Origin of the sequence: Paenibacillus sp. J23TS9, from assembly GCF_018403225.1 — a bacterium.
GTDB lineage: Bacteria > Bacillota > Bacilli > Paenibacillales > Paenibacillaceae > Paenibacillus_AQ.
In genome coordinates, this window is sequence record NZ_BOSG01000001.1 from 1525574 (window position 1) to 1544586 (window position 19013).

19 protein-coding genes and 1 pseudogene are annotated in these 19013 nt (G+C 42.8%); 6 read left to right on the forward strand and 14 right to left on the reverse strand.

Features of this window, described 5'->3' with window-relative positions:
- Window positions 1-53: 53 nt before the first annotated feature.
- Window positions 54-898: pseudogene (locus KJS65_RS07380) on the forward strand (SDR family oxidoreductase).
- Between the two features lie 338 nt (window positions 899-1236).
- Here the strand turns inward: KJS65_RS07380 and KJS65_RS07385 are convergent.
- From KJS65_RS07385 to KJS65_RS07410, 6 genes are all read right to left on the reverse strand, one after another.
- Window positions 1237-2148: an NAD(P)/FAD-dependent oxidoreductase gene (locus KJS65_RS07385; RefSeq protein ID WP_213649237.1), complete on the reverse strand. Its 912-nt coding sequence runs from the start codon at window positions 2146-2148 to the stop codon at window positions 1237-1239.
- Between the two features lie 483 nt (window positions 2149-2631).
- Window positions 2632-3102 carry a DinB family protein gene (locus tag KJS65_RS07390; RefSeq protein WP_213649238.1) on the reverse strand — a complete coding sequence of 157 codons (471 nt, stop codon included), beginning with the start codon at window positions 3100-3102 and terminating at the stop codon, window positions 2632-2634.
- Between the two features lie 175 nt (window positions 3103-3277).
- Window positions 3278-3679, reverse strand: a complete 402-nt coding sequence (locus KJS65_RS07395) for an Rrf2 family transcriptional regulator (RefSeq protein WP_213649239.1) — start codon at window positions 3677-3679, stop codon at window positions 3278-3280.
- A 254-nt stretch (window positions 3680-3933) separates the two neighbouring features.
- Window positions 3934-4107 (reverse strand): SDR family oxidoreductase, encoded by a 174-nt coding sequence (locus KJS65_RS07400; protein ID WP_244864426.1) that lies wholly within the window; start codon window positions 4105-4107, stop codon window positions 3934-3936.
- A 102-nt stretch (window positions 4108-4209) separates the two neighbouring features.
- Entirely contained in the window at window positions 4210-4623 is a 414-nt protein-coding gene (locus KJS65_RS07405; RefSeq protein WP_213649240.1) for a cupin domain-containing protein, read from the reverse strand.
- Window positions 4624-4721: 98 nt separating this feature from the next.
- The gene (locus tag KJS65_RS07410; RefSeq protein WP_213649241.1) at window positions 4722-5477 is read right to left on the reverse strand and encodes a carboxymuconolactone decarboxylase family protein; all 756 of its coding nucleotides are present in this window, start codon (window positions 5475-5477) and stop codon (window positions 4722-4724) included.
- Window positions 5478-5694: 217 nt separating this feature from the next.
- Between KJS65_RS07410 and KJS65_RS07415 the strand changes: the two genes are divergently transcribed.
- Window positions 5695-6240, forward strand: coding sequence for a TetR/AcrR family transcriptional regulator (locus tag KJS65_RS07415; protein ID WP_213649242.1), 546 nt, complete (start codon window positions 5695-5697; stop codon window positions 6238-6240).
- A 201-nt stretch (window positions 6241-6441) separates the two neighbouring features.
- Here the strand turns inward: KJS65_RS07415 and KJS65_RS07420 are convergent, their stop codons facing one another.
- Together KJS65_RS07420 and KJS65_RS07425 are read right to left on the reverse strand one after the other, a co-directional pair.
- Window positions 6442-8373: a fructose-1,6-bisphosphatase gene (locus tag KJS65_RS07420; protein ID WP_213649243.1), complete on the reverse strand. Its 1932-nt coding sequence runs from the start codon at window positions 8371-8373 to the stop codon at window positions 6442-6444.
- 280 nt (window positions 8374-8653) lie between these two features.
- The gene (locus KJS65_RS07425) at window positions 8654-9526 is read right to left on the reverse strand and encodes an AraC family transcriptional regulator (RefSeq protein ID WP_213649244.1); all 873 of its coding nucleotides are present in this window, start codon (window positions 9524-9526) and stop codon (window positions 8654-8656) included.
- Window positions 9527-9702: 176 nt separating this feature from the next.
- Between KJS65_RS07425 and KJS65_RS30085 the strand changes: the two genes are divergently transcribed.
- A complete protein-coding gene (locus KJS65_RS30085; protein WP_213650690.1) occupies window positions 9703-9972 on the forward strand; it encodes a BlaI/MecI/CopY family transcriptional regulator in 270 nt (89 codons plus the stop codon).
- Between the two features lie 572 nt (window positions 9973-10544).
- Here the strand turns inward: KJS65_RS30085 and KJS65_RS07435 are convergent.
- From KJS65_RS07435 to KJS65_RS07445, 3 genes are all read right to left on the reverse strand, one after another.
- A complete protein-coding gene (locus tag KJS65_RS07435; RefSeq protein ID WP_213649245.1) occupies window positions 10545-10877 on the reverse strand; it encodes an iron-sulfur cluster biosynthesis family protein in 333 nt (110 codons plus the stop codon).
- A 45-nt stretch (window positions 10878-10922) separates the two neighbouring features.
- Window positions 10923-11834, reverse strand: coding sequence for a tyrosine-type recombinase/integrase (locus KJS65_RS07440; RefSeq protein ID WP_213650691.1), 912 nt, complete (start codon window positions 11832-11834; stop codon window positions 10923-10925).
- A 338-nt stretch (window positions 11835-12172) separates the two neighbouring features.
- Window positions 12173-13093, reverse strand: a complete 921-nt coding sequence (locus tag KJS65_RS07445) for a ketopantoate reductase family protein (protein ID WP_213649246.1) — start codon at window positions 13091-13093, stop codon at window positions 12173-12175.
- A gap of 148 nt (window positions 13094-13241) precedes the next feature.
- Between KJS65_RS07445 and KJS65_RS07450 the strand changes: the two genes are divergently transcribed.
- Entirely contained in the window at window positions 13242-13793 is a 552-nt protein-coding gene (locus tag KJS65_RS07450) for a TetR/AcrR family transcriptional regulator (protein ID WP_213649247.1), read from the forward strand.
- 5 nt (window positions 13794-13798) lie between these two features.
- Here the strand turns inward: KJS65_RS07450 and KJS65_RS07455 are convergent, their stop codons facing one another.
- The 3 genes from KJS65_RS07455 to KJS65_RS07465 form a co-directional block, all read right to left on the reverse strand.
- A complete protein-coding gene (locus KJS65_RS07455; RefSeq protein ID WP_213649248.1) occupies window positions 13799-14194 on the reverse strand; it encodes a GNAT family N-acetyltransferase in 396 nt (131 codons plus the stop codon).
- 203 nt (window positions 14195-14397) lie between these two features.
- Window positions 14398-15156 (reverse strand): DUF3600 domain-containing protein, encoded by a 759-nt coding sequence (locus tag KJS65_RS07460; RefSeq protein ID WP_213649249.1) that lies wholly within the window; start codon window positions 15154-15156, stop codon window positions 14398-14400.
- The gene (locus KJS65_RS07465; RefSeq protein ID WP_213649250.1) at window positions 15143-15730 is read right to left on the reverse strand and encodes a sigma-70 family RNA polymerase sigma factor; all 588 of its coding nucleotides are present in this window, start codon (window positions 15728-15730) and stop codon (window positions 15143-15145) included. Before KJS65_RS07465 ends, KJS65_RS07460 begins: the two co-directional genes overlap by 14 nt.
- Window positions 15731-16126: 396 nt before the next feature.
- Here KJS65_RS07465 and KJS65_RS07470 point away from each other — a divergent pair, with 396 nt between their 5' ends.
- Together KJS65_RS07470 and KJS65_RS07475 are read left to right on the forward strand one after the other, a co-directional pair.
- Window positions 16127-17209, forward strand: a complete 1083-nt coding sequence (locus tag KJS65_RS07470) for a stalk domain-containing protein (protein WP_213649251.1) — start codon at window positions 16127-16129, stop codon at window positions 17207-17209.
- Between the two features lie 601 nt (window positions 17210-17810).
- Window positions 17811-18806: a YpdA family putative bacillithiol disulfide reductase gene (locus KJS65_RS07475; protein ID WP_213649252.1), complete on the forward strand. Its 996-nt coding sequence runs from the start codon at window positions 17811-17813 to the stop codon at window positions 18804-18806.
- The last annotated feature ends 207 nt before the right edge of the window (window positions 18807-19013 follow it).

Below are 19013 nucleotides of genomic sequence, written 5' to 3' on the forward strand. Positions count from 1 at the left end.
ATAGTTTATGCTTAACATGATCAAGCAGTCAACACTTGAAGGAGGATATCATTATGCATGTTTTTGTTACAGGAGCAACTGGGTATGTCGGTTCCGCGGTCGTCCGGGAACTAATCGTCGCGGGACATACCGTGTCGGGTCTTTGCCGTTCTGAAGAGAAAGCCGCGGGATTAAAGGCGGCGGGCGCCGAAGTGGTGTATGGCACGCTGGACGATCTCGATACTCTGGGCAGTGCCGCCGCGGCTGCTGACGGCGTGATTCATTTGGCGTTTACCAACGATTTTTCGACTTTGAAGGTGCATTAGCTCTGGATTTGAGGGCCGCCCAAGCCATGGGAGCGGCGCTCGAAGGCTCCGGCAAGCCGTTCATTACCACGGCTCACGCAAATGGACATACCGTGGATCAAGCAGTGCTCGCAATGGCAGAGCGGGGTACTCGGACATCGATCGTCTCACTTGCACCGTCCGTGCACGGCGAAGGCGATAAAGGCTTTGTGCCATTAATGATCAACATCGCCCGGGCGAAGGGCTACGCTGCCTACATCGGCGACGGAACGAACCGCTGGCCGGCGGTTCATCGCCTGGATGCGGCGGTTCTGTACCGTTTGGCGCTGGAATCCGCCCCGGCTGGCTCACGGCTGCTTGGCACTGGCGATGAAGGCATCCCGCTTTGCGAGATCGCTGCTGTTATCGGGCAGCAATTGAAGATGCCGACAGTCAGCATAACACCTGAGGAAGCAGCCTCTCATTTTGGATTTCTGGGCCCCATTGCGTCATTGGACATCACAAACTTGTACAACACTGCGCAAGCGAGTCTGGCAACACGGGAACTTCTGGGCTGGAAACCGGTACAGCCCGGATTGATCGCCGACCTCGAAAAAGGGCATTATTTTGCATAAAAAGGGAGCGAACCCAAAGCCTTAATTGGCTGCTTGGGACATTCCCTTATAATTACTTCGACTTTAGCTGATAGTATTGGTTGGACTACAGCAATGTTGATATCGTTTAATTTCGTAGGTCTGTCCCAATGCCTATTTGCATGGCTGAGAAAGCTCCGCCAAACAACAAATAAACTCAACCACATCTAGATTGGTGGTTGAGTTTATTTGTTTGATGACGCCCAAAGAGATAAGTTCGAGGGCAACTTCTCTCTCCATCAAAACACGTGTATGTTCTTGTCGTCTTACATTAACCGTACTCACTAAAGTGCAGAATTCCCCTCGCGCTATGGATCAAATCATTGTTTATTCTGCCAAGCTTCCTGATTTAATTCTCCGTTTATTGCTGCTGCAGCTAAGGCTCCTGATGCGGCTGCTGCAATAGATTGATGCATTAGTGACGACGCGTCGCCTGCTGCGTAAACGCCATGGACACTTGATTTTCCGAATTCGTTGACTGCAATCACCCCCGTATCCGATATGCTGCAGCCAAGAACCTGCGGCAAATCCGTTCCCGCAACCAGTTCCGGCTTGAAGAAGATTCCCGTGCACGGAATTTCTGTCCCATCCTCAAGCACAACATGGTTTACCATACCTTCGCTGGATAAAATGGCACGAATTGGTTGATTGAATAGCGGAATCTGATGATCCCGCAATTCATTGCGTTCAGACTCGCTCAATTCATCGGGGCCGTTCGTGCAAATGATAAACTGCTTCGTCCATCCCGACAACAATGGAGCGAAATGCATGAGCGCCGCTCCTCTGCTAATGACAACCAGCGGCTGATCCCTTAATTCCCAACCATCGCAATACGGACAAACAAACGCACTTTTTCCGTATACCTCATCCAATCCCGGAATCCCAAGCTTGCGATCCTTCATTCCTACGGCAAACAGCAGCTTTTTGCTGGCGATCTTCATCCCTGTAGCCGTCTCTAGCAAGAAGTTTCCGTCCTCACCCGAGATCGAGACAACTGTACCTTCGGCATGGGAAACCGACGGATAGCCGCGCAGCTGATCCTTCGCAATACTGCGGAATTCACTCGGGCTGATTCCGTCCCGCGTCAAAAACCCATGCGCCTCCCGTGTCACGGCATTGCGGGGACGTCCCTCATCAATGATGATCGTCTGCTTCCTCGCGCGCCCCAGCATAAGTCCGGCGCTCAAACCCGCGGGACCTCCCCCAATTATCGCTACATCCACTTTGTTCATGAATATTATCCTCCTCGTTCGTATGTTATTCGATATTTATGGCGACAGCAGGCTGGATACGGTCTTCTCTGTCGCATATATGTTGACTTTGCAGACGAACATTCAACTTGCCGAACCGCCGACTTGCCGGATGTTCACTTGTTCGCCGGGATAGCACGGTTGTCGTTGTATACTCGTCTTGACATATAGAGTTTAAAGACACTAGATATCTCTAATTTGTAAAAAAAATTTAGTTTGATCGATAGCCGCCATTCACCCCCTTTATCGAATCAATGATATCTTCCTTCACCTTTGACAGTATTTTAGACTAATAGGCGGGAGATACCTTTGCCTCTCCGCAAACTGCTGATCACCTATTGGTCTTTGGGAAGCCACCATAATAAGAAAGAGCATCTTATGTAGGACATATGCCTGGAAAAAAATATCGTTGTCATACTCCCCAAGAGTTGACTCAAACTTACCGAAAGGATCTTCATGGCATCACTAAGGTTTAGCGAGGTTCATTTTCGGCGGGATATACCCGAGTTGCCTGCCCATTTTTACAATTTGGCCTCTATGATGAAATTCGTGGGTGATGGTGTGTGTAAAAAGCCATAATTCCGTTAACCCTACGCTGTCACTTTGCCAGGATGCTTGATTGGTAGGTTCCCATTTGTTTTTAAAATCATTCAGAAATTCATGAACCAGGGCATCCGTTTTCTTAAAAACTTCACGCATTTCTTGTACATTGTCAACGGATTCTGGTTTTATTTTGGGAAGTGATTTACCAAGTGCGCGACTCCCCAACCATACCCTATAACAATCGGCTACATGAGCATGCAGACTGCGAATAGAAATTCCGCCTAAGGCTTCCATTTCTTTAACATAATCTGCATGGGAGAAAGTCTCGCAATAACGAAATAAAGATTCCCTTGTGCGTTGGATCAATTCATACTGGCTTTTGAATACATCCATCTTCTCACTCTCCTTTTGATCATTTGTCACTACGATCTGCCCATTTCCTTTTGCAACCAGAATGTTCCGCAAATGGCTTCGGCCGATCAAATGTTGGCTCAATAGATCATTCAGTTTCTTATTACAGATTTCAAAGACATGTGATGTCCTTAATTAAATAAAAAAAAAGAAAGTATTATATGACTATATCCAAATCCCGCACAAGATCAGACATTTTCTGATTTCTCAACTGTTCTTCCATCTTCTGCTCTGCCGATAACACCACTTTTTGAATCGGGCATCCTGGTCCATGATCGAAACTGCAATCGAACAAGGAGGCTGAACCTTCAATCGCATGAATAATATCTAAGAACGAAATATTTTCCCAATTTCGTTTGAGCCGATATCCGCCATTTACCCCCGTTATCGATTCAATCATGCCCGCCTTGACCAACTTGGTCAGAATTTTGGACAGATAGGTGGGAGATACGCTCTGCCGCTCTGCCAACTGCTGAACACCTATTGGTTTTTGAGGAGTCGCCGCAGTAAGAAAGAGCATCGTATGAAGGGCATAATCGGTAGCCTTTGAGAACTTCATTCATCATCACCTCAAACACAGATTTAACATATCTATAATAACTATTATATTTCATTACGTCAAGGATAATGTAGATTCAAAAAGTAGAGTTGCCGGATGAAGCATCTATGGCAAGCCGAGTGAAATTGACGGCTGGATGTATGGCGCAGGATTTGCTACCTTCAGATGTGAAGTTGGCTGGGTTTGTTCTAATGTAATCAATCCATCGTTTATTTTACATGTAAAAAACGCCTCAAGGTTGATGCTATATATATTCATCCCTTTTCACGGACAATAATTTCACTTATGTCCACATGATCCGGTTGCTCAATCGCATATGCCATGGCATTAGCAATGACCTTCGGAGAAAGAGCTGTTTTGCGCTGTTCCTTTAAGCCGGCAGCGATGCCTTCGTCGGTAATATCGTGTCCGAGCTCGGTCTCTGTCACGTTTCAAGATATTTCCCGATGATTTTACCGTCCAATGACGACAGCATATGGCAGATAATATATGGTCTTGTCAAAATATCGTCCCCTTTTCGTCATAAGAGCTTATTTGGCTGCTTGTTCATATACTTCATCGGAAACGGGTTCGAGCCATTCCGGCTTGCCGGCCGTAATGGCGATGTGTTCAAACCAGCTGTCTTTAGCTGCGCCATGCCAGTGCTTCACACCATCGTGAGTGACAATAACATCGCCGGGTGTCAGGAATTGAGCAGGCTGCCCTTCTTCTTGGTACCAGCCTTCCCCTCCTGTAACCAATAACAGTTGAAATCCGTCACGGTGGATATGCCAGTTGTTACGGCATCCCGGTTCAAAGGTTACGTTCCCTACCCCCACATTCACTTTAGGGTCGGCGATCAAGGTTTTAAGATAACTTTGCCCCACAAAAAATTGTGCGAATGCGTCGTTTTTCTCTCCTGCCGGGAAAATAACACCATTTTTCACTTCTTCATGCTTTGCCATTTTTAATTCCTCCAATGAACTGAAATGTTTACGAATCATCTTGATAAAAAAATTTGCTTCGGTTTCGATCGTTTTGACCAAATTAATAATCCCCTGACTTAATCTTCAGGAATAATTTCGTTCACGCAAGCTAACGCATTCAGCGTTCTCGGAAAGCCGATAAAGGGAAGGCAATGGGTGATGGCGGTAATCAAAGTTTCCTTGTCATTCCCCACGTTTTTGTTGCCCTGCACATGTGCCTTTACTTGACCTTCTGCGCCGCCCAAGCTGCTTATGATACACAGTGTTAACAACTCTCTTGTTTTCAAATCAAGTCCGCCCCGGGTGTAAAAGTCTCCGAAGCAAAAAGCAGAAAGGTATTCCTGAATATGCTTTTGATTTGAAGGGGCGTTTGTTCTCATGCTTTGTATCACATCGCCGAAAATCTCGGTCTGCACGGCAAGTCCCTTTTCCAGGCGATGATCTTCATCAACCTTCGTTTGGCTCTCAAGCGGCATTGCAATATGACTGGCTTCGAAAGCCCCGTTGACTTCGTTGATCGCGTCTAATGTCTTGGGAAATCCAATGTATGGAGCGCACTGATAAACCGCTTCTTTGATCTCTACAGGTGTCAGGCCGACATTCAGCGCCGTGCTGACATGGGACCTAAGCTGGGGCAACGTCTGGATCGTTGCAAGCACGACCAGGGTGATCAGTTCCCGTTGTTTGTCATCCAGATTCCCCTGATAAAAAACGTCCCCGAAAATAAATCGGCTCAAAATATCATGGAACTCCGGGTCCGTAGAATATGCGGCGGGTACATGATCGCCAAAAAGCTGTTGGAATTTTTTTCGGCTCTTCTCAACACGATCCATATTCACATCTCCTCTTGAATGTTTTCCATTTTCCTAATATCCCGAAGGAAACAACAAACGATGGTCAGAAAATATATATTGATGCGATATCGCACATCTGTGTACAATATATAATGTTAAAAGAATGTCTTCAATTATCAAAATGCCACGCTTTGTACGTTATGATACAAATGAGCGGAAATTGTGCGGTTATTCGATAGAGAGATTGGTGAAGTAGATGCCTAAGGTAGATCGAAGAGTACTAAAATCTCAAGAAGCCATCAAAAAGGCTTTCATTCAACTCCTGTCCGAAAAAAGCTTTGATCATATTACGGTTCAAGATATTTCCGATCGGGCCAATGTCGGTCGGAGAACCGTTTATGATCACTATGAGGATAAATTTGATTTGCTGGATAAGCTCATCAAGGAACATATCGATGAACTGAGGAAGCTTTGTGAAACAGCATCGGAAATGAGTTTTGCTGAGGGGAATCTGATTTGGTTTGAATACTTTGAACGTCATTCTTCATTCTTTTCAACGATGCTTGGCACCAAAGGGACTTCTGCTTTTCGTAATCATTTCCTGAAATTTGTAATTGAGGAATTGGAGCGCGATGTAGATATAACCGAAGGGATAAATCAAGGATTAAGCAAGGAATTAATTCTTAAATTTTTTGGAGCAGCTGTCGTTGAGATCGTGGAAAACTGGTTCACCAACGGATTATCCGAACCGACTCACGTTGTGGCAGAACAAGTAGGGATCTTGTTGGACAGGAATTTATAGGCGGCCTGAAGGACATCCTCGTTATGATACAATTCAGAGCTTTCCATGCATTATTTACTTCTTTAGCATCCAATTAAAAACCCAGCCGTCCTTCATGCGAGAAGATGGCTGGGTTTCTTTATTTTTAATATTTTTAATGGGGACTCCTTTTTTTAAATGCACTGCATGATTATCAAGTGAAAAAACTTAATTGTTAATATTTTATTTCATGTAGCGATATTCCAGGAGATTGTTCAAATTGGATATTTTCTGCTGCAGCTTCTCCCCGACATTGGTTTCCCTCACCAGCTTCCGCTCCAGTTCTTTGTCCACCAGTCTTTTTACAGACAAAACGTCCGTTCCGTTACATAACACATCTTCTCTGGAATTAAATTTCTGATGGGCGACGAGCTGCATGCCAAAGGAATTATACAACAAGGTATATCCGGCGATGCCCGTTGTGGATTGATAAGCTTTGGAAAAACCGCCGTCGATGACGATCATTTTCCCATTAGCTTTAACGGGGTTCTCTCCACGAATTTCTCTAACCGGCGTGTGGCCGTTAATGATATGTCCATGATCCGGATTCAAACCAAAATCCAGCAGGATTTTCCGGCAGATCTCCTCATTTTCACGCAAATGGTAGTACGGGTTCTTTCGCTCCTTATGGGTTTCTTTATCTTGGATAAAGTACCGTTCAAAGGTGGTCATTTCTCTCTTTCCAAAGAGCGAGGAACATTCCCCGGTCCAGATATACCACACCATATCCGTAGCCAGATCATCCGTCTCTTCCGGATTCGCAAAGGCGTAACGCAAATAATATTCAAAGACATCGAGCAGCTGACGACCCGAATACAGTTTGTCTTCAATCTGCATTTCTTCCGTGTTTCCTACTTCATCCAAAGGAATACAGCCGTGAATTAACAAATTCCCGTTGTATTTTAAGTAAAGGCTGCCTTTTTTCATAAGAAAATTCATATGTCTGGCCAGTTTTTCGGAATGCTGAACGGAGAACAGCAGCTTTTCCAGCACCTGCTGCTCCTCCTCTAATAATTGTTCGGGCTGCTGCGGATTGACGGTTCTGAAACAGGTGTTGGCCAGCGGGTACTTTTTTCCGCCTATTTCGATTTCATTGTTGTCGTAATCGATCTGCTCAAGCAAAAGCCTTTCAGACATATTAAAGTAAGGACGTCTCTTAATAATCGGGATTTCAAGCTTAAACTGGATCATGGCAATGGCTTGATGAATTTTGGTAATCTGCAGGATTTCCGGCTCCGATACGTTATGGCCAGCTTGCAGCTTCGGTCTGAAGGCTGGATTGTCATCATAGTATTTCTCCGCCAAGTTCAGCAGTGGACGAAGATTGATTCCGTATACGTCTTCGATGATGTCAAGATTATCGTATCTGGCGCATATCCGGATAATATTCGCAAGGCAGACCAAGGAACCCGCATAGGCGCCGATCCACAGGACATCATGGTTCCCCCACTGGATGTCTACAGAATGGTAGTTGATCAAGGTGTCCATAATTTTATCAGGATCCGGCCCGCGGTCATAGATATCACCGACCACATGAAGATGGTCAACCACCAGGCGCTGGGTTGTATAAGCAAGGCCTATAATGAGCTTGTCCGCCTGCCCCAAGGAGATAATCTGCCGGTATATTTCCTCGTAATAAGGATCCTTATTGTGGGTCGAATCCGTCTTGTATAGAAGCTCTTCGACAATATATACAAACCGCTCCGGCAGAGCTTTACGCAATTTCGAGCGCGTGTATTTGGAAGAGGCATAAGTAATCAGCTTAAGCATGTGTTCAATCGATTGTCTATACCACCGGTTCAAGGCTTGTTTATTGCAGAGGTCGCCTTTAACCAGCTGTATTTTTTCTTCCGGATAATAAACTAACGCCGCAAAATCACTGATTTCTTGATCCGTCCAAGCCTCGCGGAACAAATCCTTGATTTTCTCTTTTACGGTACCCGAACCGTTTCTTAGTACATGTTGAAAAGCCTGGAACTCCCCATGCAAATCACTGACAAAATGCTCAGTTCCCTTGGGGAGATTGGAGATCGCTTCAAGGTTGATAATTTCGGTTACGACTTTTTCTTTCGTATCATATTTCTGGGCCAATAAATCTAAAAACTGCGCATCCAAAAGAGAGATCCCCCTTCAAGGAAATATGGTAATGTAGAGGTTTTTATAATTGGGGCTAGCCGCGTACCTTTAAACTTAGTGTTAACAATAAAGAGAAAAACATAAGGGTTCCGAGGTCCCCTTTGGTATTATGTGCTAACAACTTCGCTTTTTTGTGATACTCCCCATAGATTGGAGATAACATTTACCATTTTCGCTGAAAGCAGATTAGAAGTAGATTTTTTTCGGCGATAAAACAAAAAAGCCGCTAATATAGCGACTTTTAATGGGACTATATTCGTCACCTTTTTAAAATCGGTATCCAAACTTCGCTTCTGAATGTTGGTGAAGATACATCTTTATTCTCATTCCATAGAATTTCCGGGCCCCTTGCTAACTCATAACTTGCGGAAGGAAACCATTCAGAATAGATACGCCCCCAGACATTTTGCAATGTATCGGGAAATGGTCCGACGGCTTCAAAAACAGCCCATGTTGCTGCAGGGACCTCTAGTTTCGTCAAATATTCGGGGCACTGCTTTGTTGTAGCCACACCAACATAATGGTCAAGCTCCCCCTTTTCCTCCATTCGCCCCTCGGAAAAATTCGTCGATGCTTGAATCAGCCCCAGAGGTTCAACATTCGAGAGCCTTTTGAGCTGATCGATATCTTCGCTGGATAAGCTTTTCCATATGGTTTCGATTTCCGGATTTACGCCTGTAAATTGGATAGGTACCCTTCTCATGATACCCACGATACGGAACGACTCTTTCTCTACGATACGATAATTCATTGCGCTTCCTCCCTGTATGGTTAATTGAAAGGTCAAGCGTGGATAGGCTTTTAATGAAGGGCCATAAGACTTCACCGAAGAGGGCGAAATACCGTGCAAGCTTTGGAAAGCTCTAGAAAAGGCGTCTGCTGAGCTGTATCCGTATTTCACCGCTACATCCATAATTCTTAAAACTCCGGTTTGAAGCTCGAATGCCGCAAGTGTTAGGCGTCTCCGGCGGATATATTCTGATAGTGTGATACCTGCAAGGAATGAGAACATTCTAGAGAAATGATATTCGGAACAACGAGCCAGCCTTGCCGCTTCCTTCAGATCTATATCTTCAGCAAGATTCTCTTCAATATAGTTTAAGGCCTCATTCAGATTTCCAAGCCCATCCATGCGAATGACCACCTTTCGTTAACAGAATAGCAAGTTTTAGCGGTACCCATCCGACATCTCATGCACAGTTTTGCAGGGTTACCTAAAAAAACTTGCCCTTATTTTTGATATGGTTCAGCATAACAGATCTATCGGTGAAAAATAATTTTGTATTTACTAGGTTTTGCTTATAAGAACTGGTTTCCTACCACTTTCGTTTCTGCAACTGTGATTGTGCGCGACGCTTTCTTGCTTCGGGGCCGAAAGCGAATGATGAGCTCCTCTGGCAAAAGGAGCCTTTGTCCGCCAGTGAGATCATTATCAAATTAACCCAACAAATGCAATGGTCGGATCAGACGATTAAAACCTTCCTGAATAGACTTCACAAGAAAAATGCGATTCGATTCGAAAAGTCCGGCCGGAACGACCTCTACTATCCATTGATTTCGCATGATGAATATTTCTAACGTCCAAACTCTCGCTCACTCGGAAGCTGGAGACAGACGGCATCGAAATTTCGGCTTATGAAGACAAAGACCCTGTCTACTTCCCACCTTCGTATTCCAACAGCAAAGGGAAAGAAGTGAATCTCCCTTATTATTTGTGGAAGCAGGACGGTATTTATTATACTGCCGTTTTCCATGGCATGGACAAGTACCAGGAAGACAGCCTCAAAGCTATGATTTCGGTTCCTGCGCAATAGATCTGAGAAAAAAACACTTTCAACATTATACTAAATAAGAAAGCCCCTCTCGATCATTTTTCGAGGAGGGGCTTCTTATGTAACCTTCCGTAATATAGTTCGCCTTACTTATAATATGCTTCAGCATTTTCAGTGTATGATGAATCGGGCGTTCGCTCGTATTCGTCCTGATCAAAATTTTCCCCACCCGAATATCGGCTTCAAAAATCTTGCGAATCCCAAAAGCAAATACAGTCATTCCGGTCCATGAGCTGTGCTTATTCTGGATGTATTGATCGTTGATTATATACGTCCGAGTGGATGCTTTCACGAAGGTATGAAACGTATGCCAGATGGTCAGCCCAGAACGATGTCTCTGTCGTCTTTGATTCTAACATTGGTACTGTATAATGCCGAATCACTGGTCACTTTAAACGACGGGTATGTTCGATCTGCTTCCAGCTTCAACACTTTGTCGAACAAGCTTTCCTGCTGCATGTCGATCAGAAAAGTAAACTTTTTTACAGAAACCTTAATGTCGGTCTCAAGCGGCTGCTCAACAATCTCGATGGCCAACACCCCGTTGCATCCGCAATTTTCGGTATCGTAAAAAAGCTTGAAAAAACCGGGTCTTCCAATCAAACTTTTAGCTAGTTTTTCTTCCGTGTAAGAATCAATTAATATGATCACATTCTAACCTCCTGCTGCAGTCACAACTTGTAACCTCATTTTCTGTCAAATCCTCGGTACCTCGATTGTCGTCATGGCACTTCGTTTTTGCTCATCGTTGATGTGCGTATAAATCATGGTCGTTTCGATGGACGCATGCCCAAGCAGTTCTTTGACGACCCGGATATCGACATTATTGTTCAGCAGCATCGTGGCAAAGGAATGCCGCAGCTTATGGCAGGACAACTTCAAGTCCGCCGTGTGCGGATGGTCCTGCTTAAAAGCATTAAAGACTTGCGCGGCAATCTTCTGGATCTGACGGATGGATAGTCTTTTCCCTTTTTGGGAAACGAAGAACGCTTCTTCCCGTGAGCTGGAAGGACGAATTCGTTCCTCTTCCACGTTGGTCAGGTATTCTATAACCAAATCCGGGAGAGGGATCTCATTCCATTTCCGCCCTTTACCTAAGACTTCAATCGTTCCCTTCTCTTTCTTAAAATGCGATAGATTTAAGCGATGGATCTCTCCAACGCGCAAACCGCAATATCCCATCAGCATAAATACAGCCAAATTTCGATTACGGTAACGACCCTTCACATAATTAAGGGTGGTCTTCAGCTCCTGTTCTTCCAAATACACCGGCATTTTATTTTTTTCCGTCTTCGATTTTTTTACCTCTAAAGCAGGGTTTTTCGTAGCCAGCTCAAAATCGATCAATGACCCATAAAACGAACGGATTGCGGATAGCGTACGGTTCCTCGTCCGGTCCCCGGCCGATTCTTGTTTGGATACCAAGAAGCTGACGACCTGCAATTTTCCGGCCTGCTGAACCGGAAGCTGATCCAGCGAGGATAAATAATCGTAAACTTCCCTTAAATATTCTTTTCTTGTGGTTCCGGTATAGCCCGACTGCTTCATCCATATTGTAAAAGCCCGGATTGGTTCGGCGTATATTTCTTCGATGTCGAATTTATTCATGTCCAATCGTCAAGCTCCTTTTTTTAAATCGTTCAAAAGCGAAAGTGCGCAAAATATGGATTTGGTGTACTTATTTTAACACAGTCTGATACACGTTTCCTAGTTGTTTGTCTTACGGTAATGGGAACAAGTTCTTGTCCTTTCCGGCAATTGGTACAAGTTCTTCTTGTCCTTAGCTTGAGACACGAACTTGTACCGATAAAACAAAAAAAGCCGCTATAATAGCGACTTTAATGGGAAGATGTTCTTGTCCCTCGACATTTGTCCAACGACGAAATGCATTATTATTTGCCCAATTGATGGATTAAATGAACCATAATATTTTAACAATAAAAATACTAAACATGTATTTCCGATGTGATATCATTTTGACTTAAAAATTTCGATAAATCATTACTCAGTTGCACCATCTCATTGTTAGCACTATTCGCATAATCCGGCAACATCATATCCCTAACCATTTTAGTTCGTAGCCATGCCATAAAGAAAAGATCCAAAAATAAGTTTGGAAATTTAAGCACCATTTTAAGCATGGGTGGATCAATTGAAACGCCAGCTTTTTGTATTGCCCTTAGATACGTTTTTAAAGTGACTGTTATTTTGCGTGCCGTCTTTCTGGTTCTGGCTGTTTTTTTGTCAATGATCTTATTCTCAGCATGCAAAACGCTCAACATGGCAATGTCTGATACGGAATGTGTGATCAGATACGCTTGCATATCCTTTTTAATAACGTAGGGAAGCTTTGCTGTTGCAAATAATTCTGCGAGATTTTCTATGCGTTCTGTAACTACACCATTCATTTCTCCAAATGCAGTTGCCGCTATCATCTTTGGTAGAAATCGAGCATGCAATACTCCATCTTTAATCTGTCCGCCGAAGCCGGGAAAAGCTGGTAAAAGTCTTTCCCCTACGATATCCAGCCACGAAGAAAATCCAATTGAATTACTAGTCATCGTAACTATATTTTTGCTCTGATTATCTTTTAGCGCTAACAACGCTGATTCGGACCGATCATAACGAACGGTAACAAAAATAAAATCGTATACATCATCATTTTCGAGCGTATCAAGGACATTCACTTGTATCGATCTAACTGTACCTTTTTCTATATATTGCAGGCCATTTTCTCTTAATGATTTAAATCTATTAGATTGTGCAAACAGGCTAACGTCAAACCCTGCTTCAATAAGCTTAATTGCGTACATGCTCCCGATGACACCTGCACCAAAAATTAAAATTCGTTCTTGTTTTGCCGGCATGAAATCCTCCCCTACTTATTCACATTTTCTTTTAATTATCAGACAACATGTTGTATGATGTGATCATAAATCTTTAGTATTCATTGATCAACCATCAGTATTTTAGTATTTGTCGGATGATATTCTTATTCGCTAGCAGGAGGGAAACATGAAGAAGCAACCCCAAATAACGGAGAAAACAAGACAAAAGTTTGTTGAAGTTTTTTGTGAGTTATATAGCCAAAAGCCTATTGAGAAAATTTCGGTTCAGGAAATTGCGAATAAGTCAGGATATAACCGCAGCACCTTTTATCAATACTTTACTGACATTTACGAATTGTTAGAATCTGTTGAAAATAACCTATTGAATGAAATTGAAAAAGAATTGGCGAATAAAGACATCTCGATGCATACAGTTCAAGATACGCTCTATTGTCTGGACAAAAGAGAACATCTCCTGGTTCTAAATGCCCTTTTGGGTGATTATGGAAGTGCCCGTTTTTTAAAACGCTTAAAAAAAGAAATCACTTTGGATCAATTAGCAATAAACGTTCCGCCAAACCATTCCTTAACGCCATACTTGATTGAGTTTTACCTGACAACATCCCTTTCTTTATTTCGTCTTTGGCTCCAGCGTCAAAAGGATTTATCGTCAGAAGAATTTTTCAAGTTAGTGGAGAACCTATATTCAAGAGGGATCTCGCCCTATTTTAAAGAATGAGTCTGTCATTCAAACCCAATCCATATAATAGAAGCTATGTTATCTTTCACTGCACGAGCAAATAAGGGACGAATATTTACATAGTCAAGAAGTTGAGAAAGTGATCTAGTTGCAACACCTCTTCCCCAATACTCTCGTCCGATCCAGTAGCTGACTTCTGGTTCACCGAACTGTTCAAAACTCGAAACATGTCCCGCCACTTGATCGTTAAAGAGTACGGTCTTTTTTATAATCCGATCGTCGTCTAATATCTTTTGCCAATGAGACATAAAGGCAATCTTGTCCGTTGGATCTTTGGCAGTAAAGGCAGCCATATAGTTGGAAGCCTTGTCCAATTGTTGCTCAAAAAATATCGGCAAATCATCTTTATTCACGTCTCGTAATATCACTTCGTTATTCATATTTTCACCTCACTAAGTAATGTTTTCCGAATCCTGGCTTTCAATAAATTCAATATAAATGCTTAACTATCCTGCCCGTTAGCGCAACGCCTGAGGTCAATCGACATTCCAAAAGAAATAGCTGCAACAAATAAAATAATAAAAAAGAGCCGCAGCGATGCGGCCATTATACAAGTATGTTCTTTTCATTCGGTAACTTGTGATCAAGTTCTCGGCTTAATTGAAATGCCCAGCTTTTTTAAGAAGGGCTGCAGCTGCTGTACCACTTGCTCTATATTTGTCTGATCTTCCTTTGTAAGCCGTTCTAGATGAACCCTACCATCCGGATCAAGCGTTTTCTCGTCATATGTCTTCAACTCATTGATTAAGATTTGAAACTCATTGAATTCTTCTTTGCTGAGTATTTGCTTTGCTTCATGTAACTGTTCTTTCCAGAAAACAGAGCTATATAAAGGTTTAGCTATGCTCTTCGTTGGATGAACATTCTTTAATTTGTGAAAATAGGGCTCTAACTCAGTTAATAACCTTTTATAGTTTTTTTGCTCCCCTGCGCTCAATTTTTCCAAATTAAATTCCCCGTTCGTATCAGCCATTTTCACATTAAGGGGACCCAATTCTTTAAGCAAGGACATGAATTTTGTGAACTCCTCCCCACTTAGGATTTGCTTGGCGCTCTGCAGCTTTGCCTCCAGCTCATCATATTGCTGTGGAATGACTCCATACTCAGCGATATTTTCTTGCGAACCATAGATGGAATCAGATAAATAGCTATACCCGGCAAAGGCACCCGCAGGTATTAATAATGAAGCAGCCAAAATACATGTCACGACCCATTTTTTCATTCGTCTTCCTCCTTGATTGCGTGCAACTTGGTTTAGTATTTTTTCCTTGAGCTCCGCTGGTGCTGTCCATTCTTCGGTTTCTTCCTTAAAAGCAGTTCTCAACCTTTCATCGAGACTCATTTAGGTCCTCCACCTTCCCTATCCCCAGAATGTTAATTTTTTGTTTTTTGCGCATCTTTTGCAGAGCAGAATGGATTCGTGATTTTACCGTTCCGAGAGGGATATCTAATGTGGCTGCAATCTCTTCTTGCGTGTAATCATTCAAATAATGGAGAATAACGACTTGCTTCAGCTTATAAGGAAGTCGATCCACGCTTGCAAGCAGCGATCGATTCGATACTTTGTTGACCACCTCACTGGAGAAATCGTAAACCACGGCCTGGTCAATCTGTTCAGCTTTTTTGAGAGTTCGTATATGTGTCCAATTCTTTCTTCGGTGAGCCTGGATTTGCCGCATAACCACGCCCATTAACCAAGGCCGAAACGGCCTGCTTACGTCAAATTTTTCAAGAGACCGATATACTTGAATATAAATCTCCTGAATGACATCCTCTGCATCGGATGATTCCCGAATGAAGAAATAAACGGTTTTGTAAACGTCATTAATGGTTGCTTCATATAATTCACCAAACGCATTCAGGCTCCCGTCCAGCGAAAGCGCAATGAGCCTTGTATATTCAGATGAATGGTTCATCCGCCACCTCCTTCCCTTCGGGCCTACACTATATATTGGTCATAATCATGGATATCGTTCGAATTATTTTAAATATTGGACAAGCACTCCTATCAACAAATGAAAAAGCCCGCTATTGATGCGGACTTTTTAAGATGTATATGTGAGTTGACTATTCTATGGAGATCCGGTAATCACTTTAAATAACAGCAAAGACGATCCGCTTCACCAATCCACGATCATCTACCCATTCACCACTCGTGAAATTAATATTTTACCTTTCTAAAATTAGACGCAATCAGATGTTATGAAGTTACGCTAATTGGACATTTGCAACCTATCCGGTCTGAATTCCGTCTGTTGGATTGTCAACGTCATGATCACTCATCAGACTGGAAATAGAAAGGGGATTTTTGCATGAAAAAGAAACTGACCGTATTATTAACCTTGGCTGGTATACTTGGCACAACGACTGCAGTTACAGCTGAAAATCTAGCGGAAAAGGTTACAGGATACTTACAAAAAGAAGTAAAGGTTCTTGTTAATGGACAAGACAGCAAGCTTACTCCTGTCTATATCAATGGAGAAGCTTATATTCCGGTTCGGGATGCTGCGGCTAAGCTTGGATATACTTTAAATTACGATAAAGCAAACAAAGAAATCGAGCTCGACGAAGCGGTTGACCTGATTCGAGCTTCCGGTGTGATCGTAAGCGTGCAGGCTCAAGAAGACGGGAAATACCGTATCGAGCTGCTCGGCAGCACATGGGTCATTTTGACGGTAGACAAATCGACAGCTATTCAAAATCTAGACGGCACCATGCTAACCCCTGTCGATTTGAAAGCCGGAACGCAAATCGATGCAGAGTTCGGACCAGCCATGGCAACGAGTTTTCCGGGTCAGGCGCAAGCCGTAAGTATTAACGTCCATGCAGACCGTGCGGTCAAAGAAGATACGATCCAAGCCGTGAAACATACGGATGACGGCTGGCAGGTTCAATTGGGCGACGCTTTGATCCTGAACGCAGGCAAAGAAACGCGTGTTATGACGTCCCAAGGCGAGTCCGTGAAGTGGGAGGATATGAAGGCCGGAATGAAAGCCACCGCCTACTACGGTCCATTTGAGACGAAAAGCCTTCCTCCGCAAAGCCCCGTATTCCTAATCGTAGTTCAGGGTCAAGCCCCTGTTACGGACGGACTGAAAATGACGCCAGAGACCGCGCAGGAATACCGCAACTTGGCATGGTCGCAAGTGAATGCGCAAGTTGCCCATATTACAACGAAGCAAGACGAAGCCGCAGTCCACATTGTCTCTTCCAAAGAAGTTGGCGTATTGCCTTCGACTGCCGAGAAGAAGAAATTACTTGAAGACGTTCAGGCTGCAAGCGGTAATGTGGTGACGGTTACTTACAACACGGACCAAGACGAGCTGCTTGGTCCATTGATAGTCGTGTTCGATTTCAACACCAAAGCTTTTATCGGCTTCAATGTTAGAAGATAAATGATTCTTAAGCAGTCGCCGTTGTATATTCTGGCGCCAAGGTCGTTTACATTATGTTATTCCTTAGGCATTTCGTTAAAGAAAGCTATATCATCGACTGCCAGCTCCACCGTCCAATGACCGGGATTCGCCACCTTGCCGATGGCGATTCATAGTATTTTTCTGGGTATGGGATAGGTTGAATCATTCCGCTATCCTTGTATGCTGTACGAAGGGCTTTGCCCTAATCTAGCAATAACTTTTATAAATCCAAGAGAATACCTCCTCTTTCATCTATGAAGTAAACTTTTTTGTTTGAAAGACAATGTATAAGTTAATTACCTCCTGCACACACTAATCGTGTTACAATTTGTTAAAAATGTAACACGATTTACTAGTTTGGTAGCATGATATTGTATAGATATATTGAAATTCTATCACTAATGATTCGCTTGTCATTGCTACGTGTTCGAAATCCTACCTTACATAGGGAATTACGTTTAGCTTAAAGCTAAATCAAAAATTAACGATCAATGGACAAATCCAATCGAATTGTAAAATAAATAATATTTTTTGGGTAAAACAGCAAAATTATCAACCAAGATTAAGGAGATAATTATAGATGTATGATGTTGTCATTATAGGTGGAGGACCTTGCGGCTTAGCTACTGGCCTTGCTCTTCAAGAAAAGGGAATCAGCTATGTAATTGTTGAAAAGGATGCGATTGTGAACTCAATTGTTAATTGCCCATTAGATATGCGGTTTTATAGTACTTCAGACCGTCTGGAAATTGGTAATATCCCCTTCCTATCACAAGAAGTAAGGCCTACACGAACGGAGCTTTTAAAATATTATCGTCTTGTTACTGAACGACAAAGTATTCATATTAAATGCTTTCAAAAGGTTAAAAGTATTTCGAAGAATACTAATTCATTTACAGTTCATGCTGTAGATCGTATCGGAACAACAATTCCCTATCAAGCTCGTATGATTGTTTTGGCTACAGGGATCTTTGATCATCCGAAAAGGATCGGTGTTGAAGGAGAAGATATGTCGAAGGTTATGCACTATTATAAAGAGGGGCATTCTTTTCATGGACAAGACGTAACCGTGGTAGGAGGCAAAAACTCTGCTGTCGAAGCAGCTATCGACCTTTATCGTAACGGGGCACGCGTAACACTTGTCCATCGTGGAGACACTGTTTACAAAGGAATTAAACCATCTTTACTTTTAGATATACGAAATTTCATCGAAAAGGAAAAAATTAAATTTTATCCCAATTCCAGTGTGGAGAAGATACTTGATACTACAGTTTGTTTAAATACACCGGAAGGGTTGGTTACGATCTCAAATGACTATGTATTTTCACTAATTGGATATCAACCCGATACAACAATGCTACAAAGCATTGGGATAGAGATTGATTCTTCAACATTGGTACCTTCCTTTAATCCAGAAACGTATGAATCGAACGTTGAAAACGCCTTTCTTGCAGGTGTTGTAACTGGAGGCACTACAAATCGTGTTTATATCGAAGATGGACGATTCCATGGAATACTAATAGCTGAAGAAATTGAGCGACGCCTTAATTGGGAAAAACAGACACTTGCTAAATAGGTGTCTGTTCTCTCTTTTCCTTGCTATTTATCGTACCCATCAGCTACTTACCTATTTCTCCAGTTCGGTTATAGTTAAAAGTCGATCTCAAGTCAAAATAATATTCCTTCGGTCAACTTCATCTTTGTTGGATATTGTATTGACACTACATTACACGTAATCTACAATAAAATGAAAGTAAGCACTTGCATTAAGGGGGGGGATGAA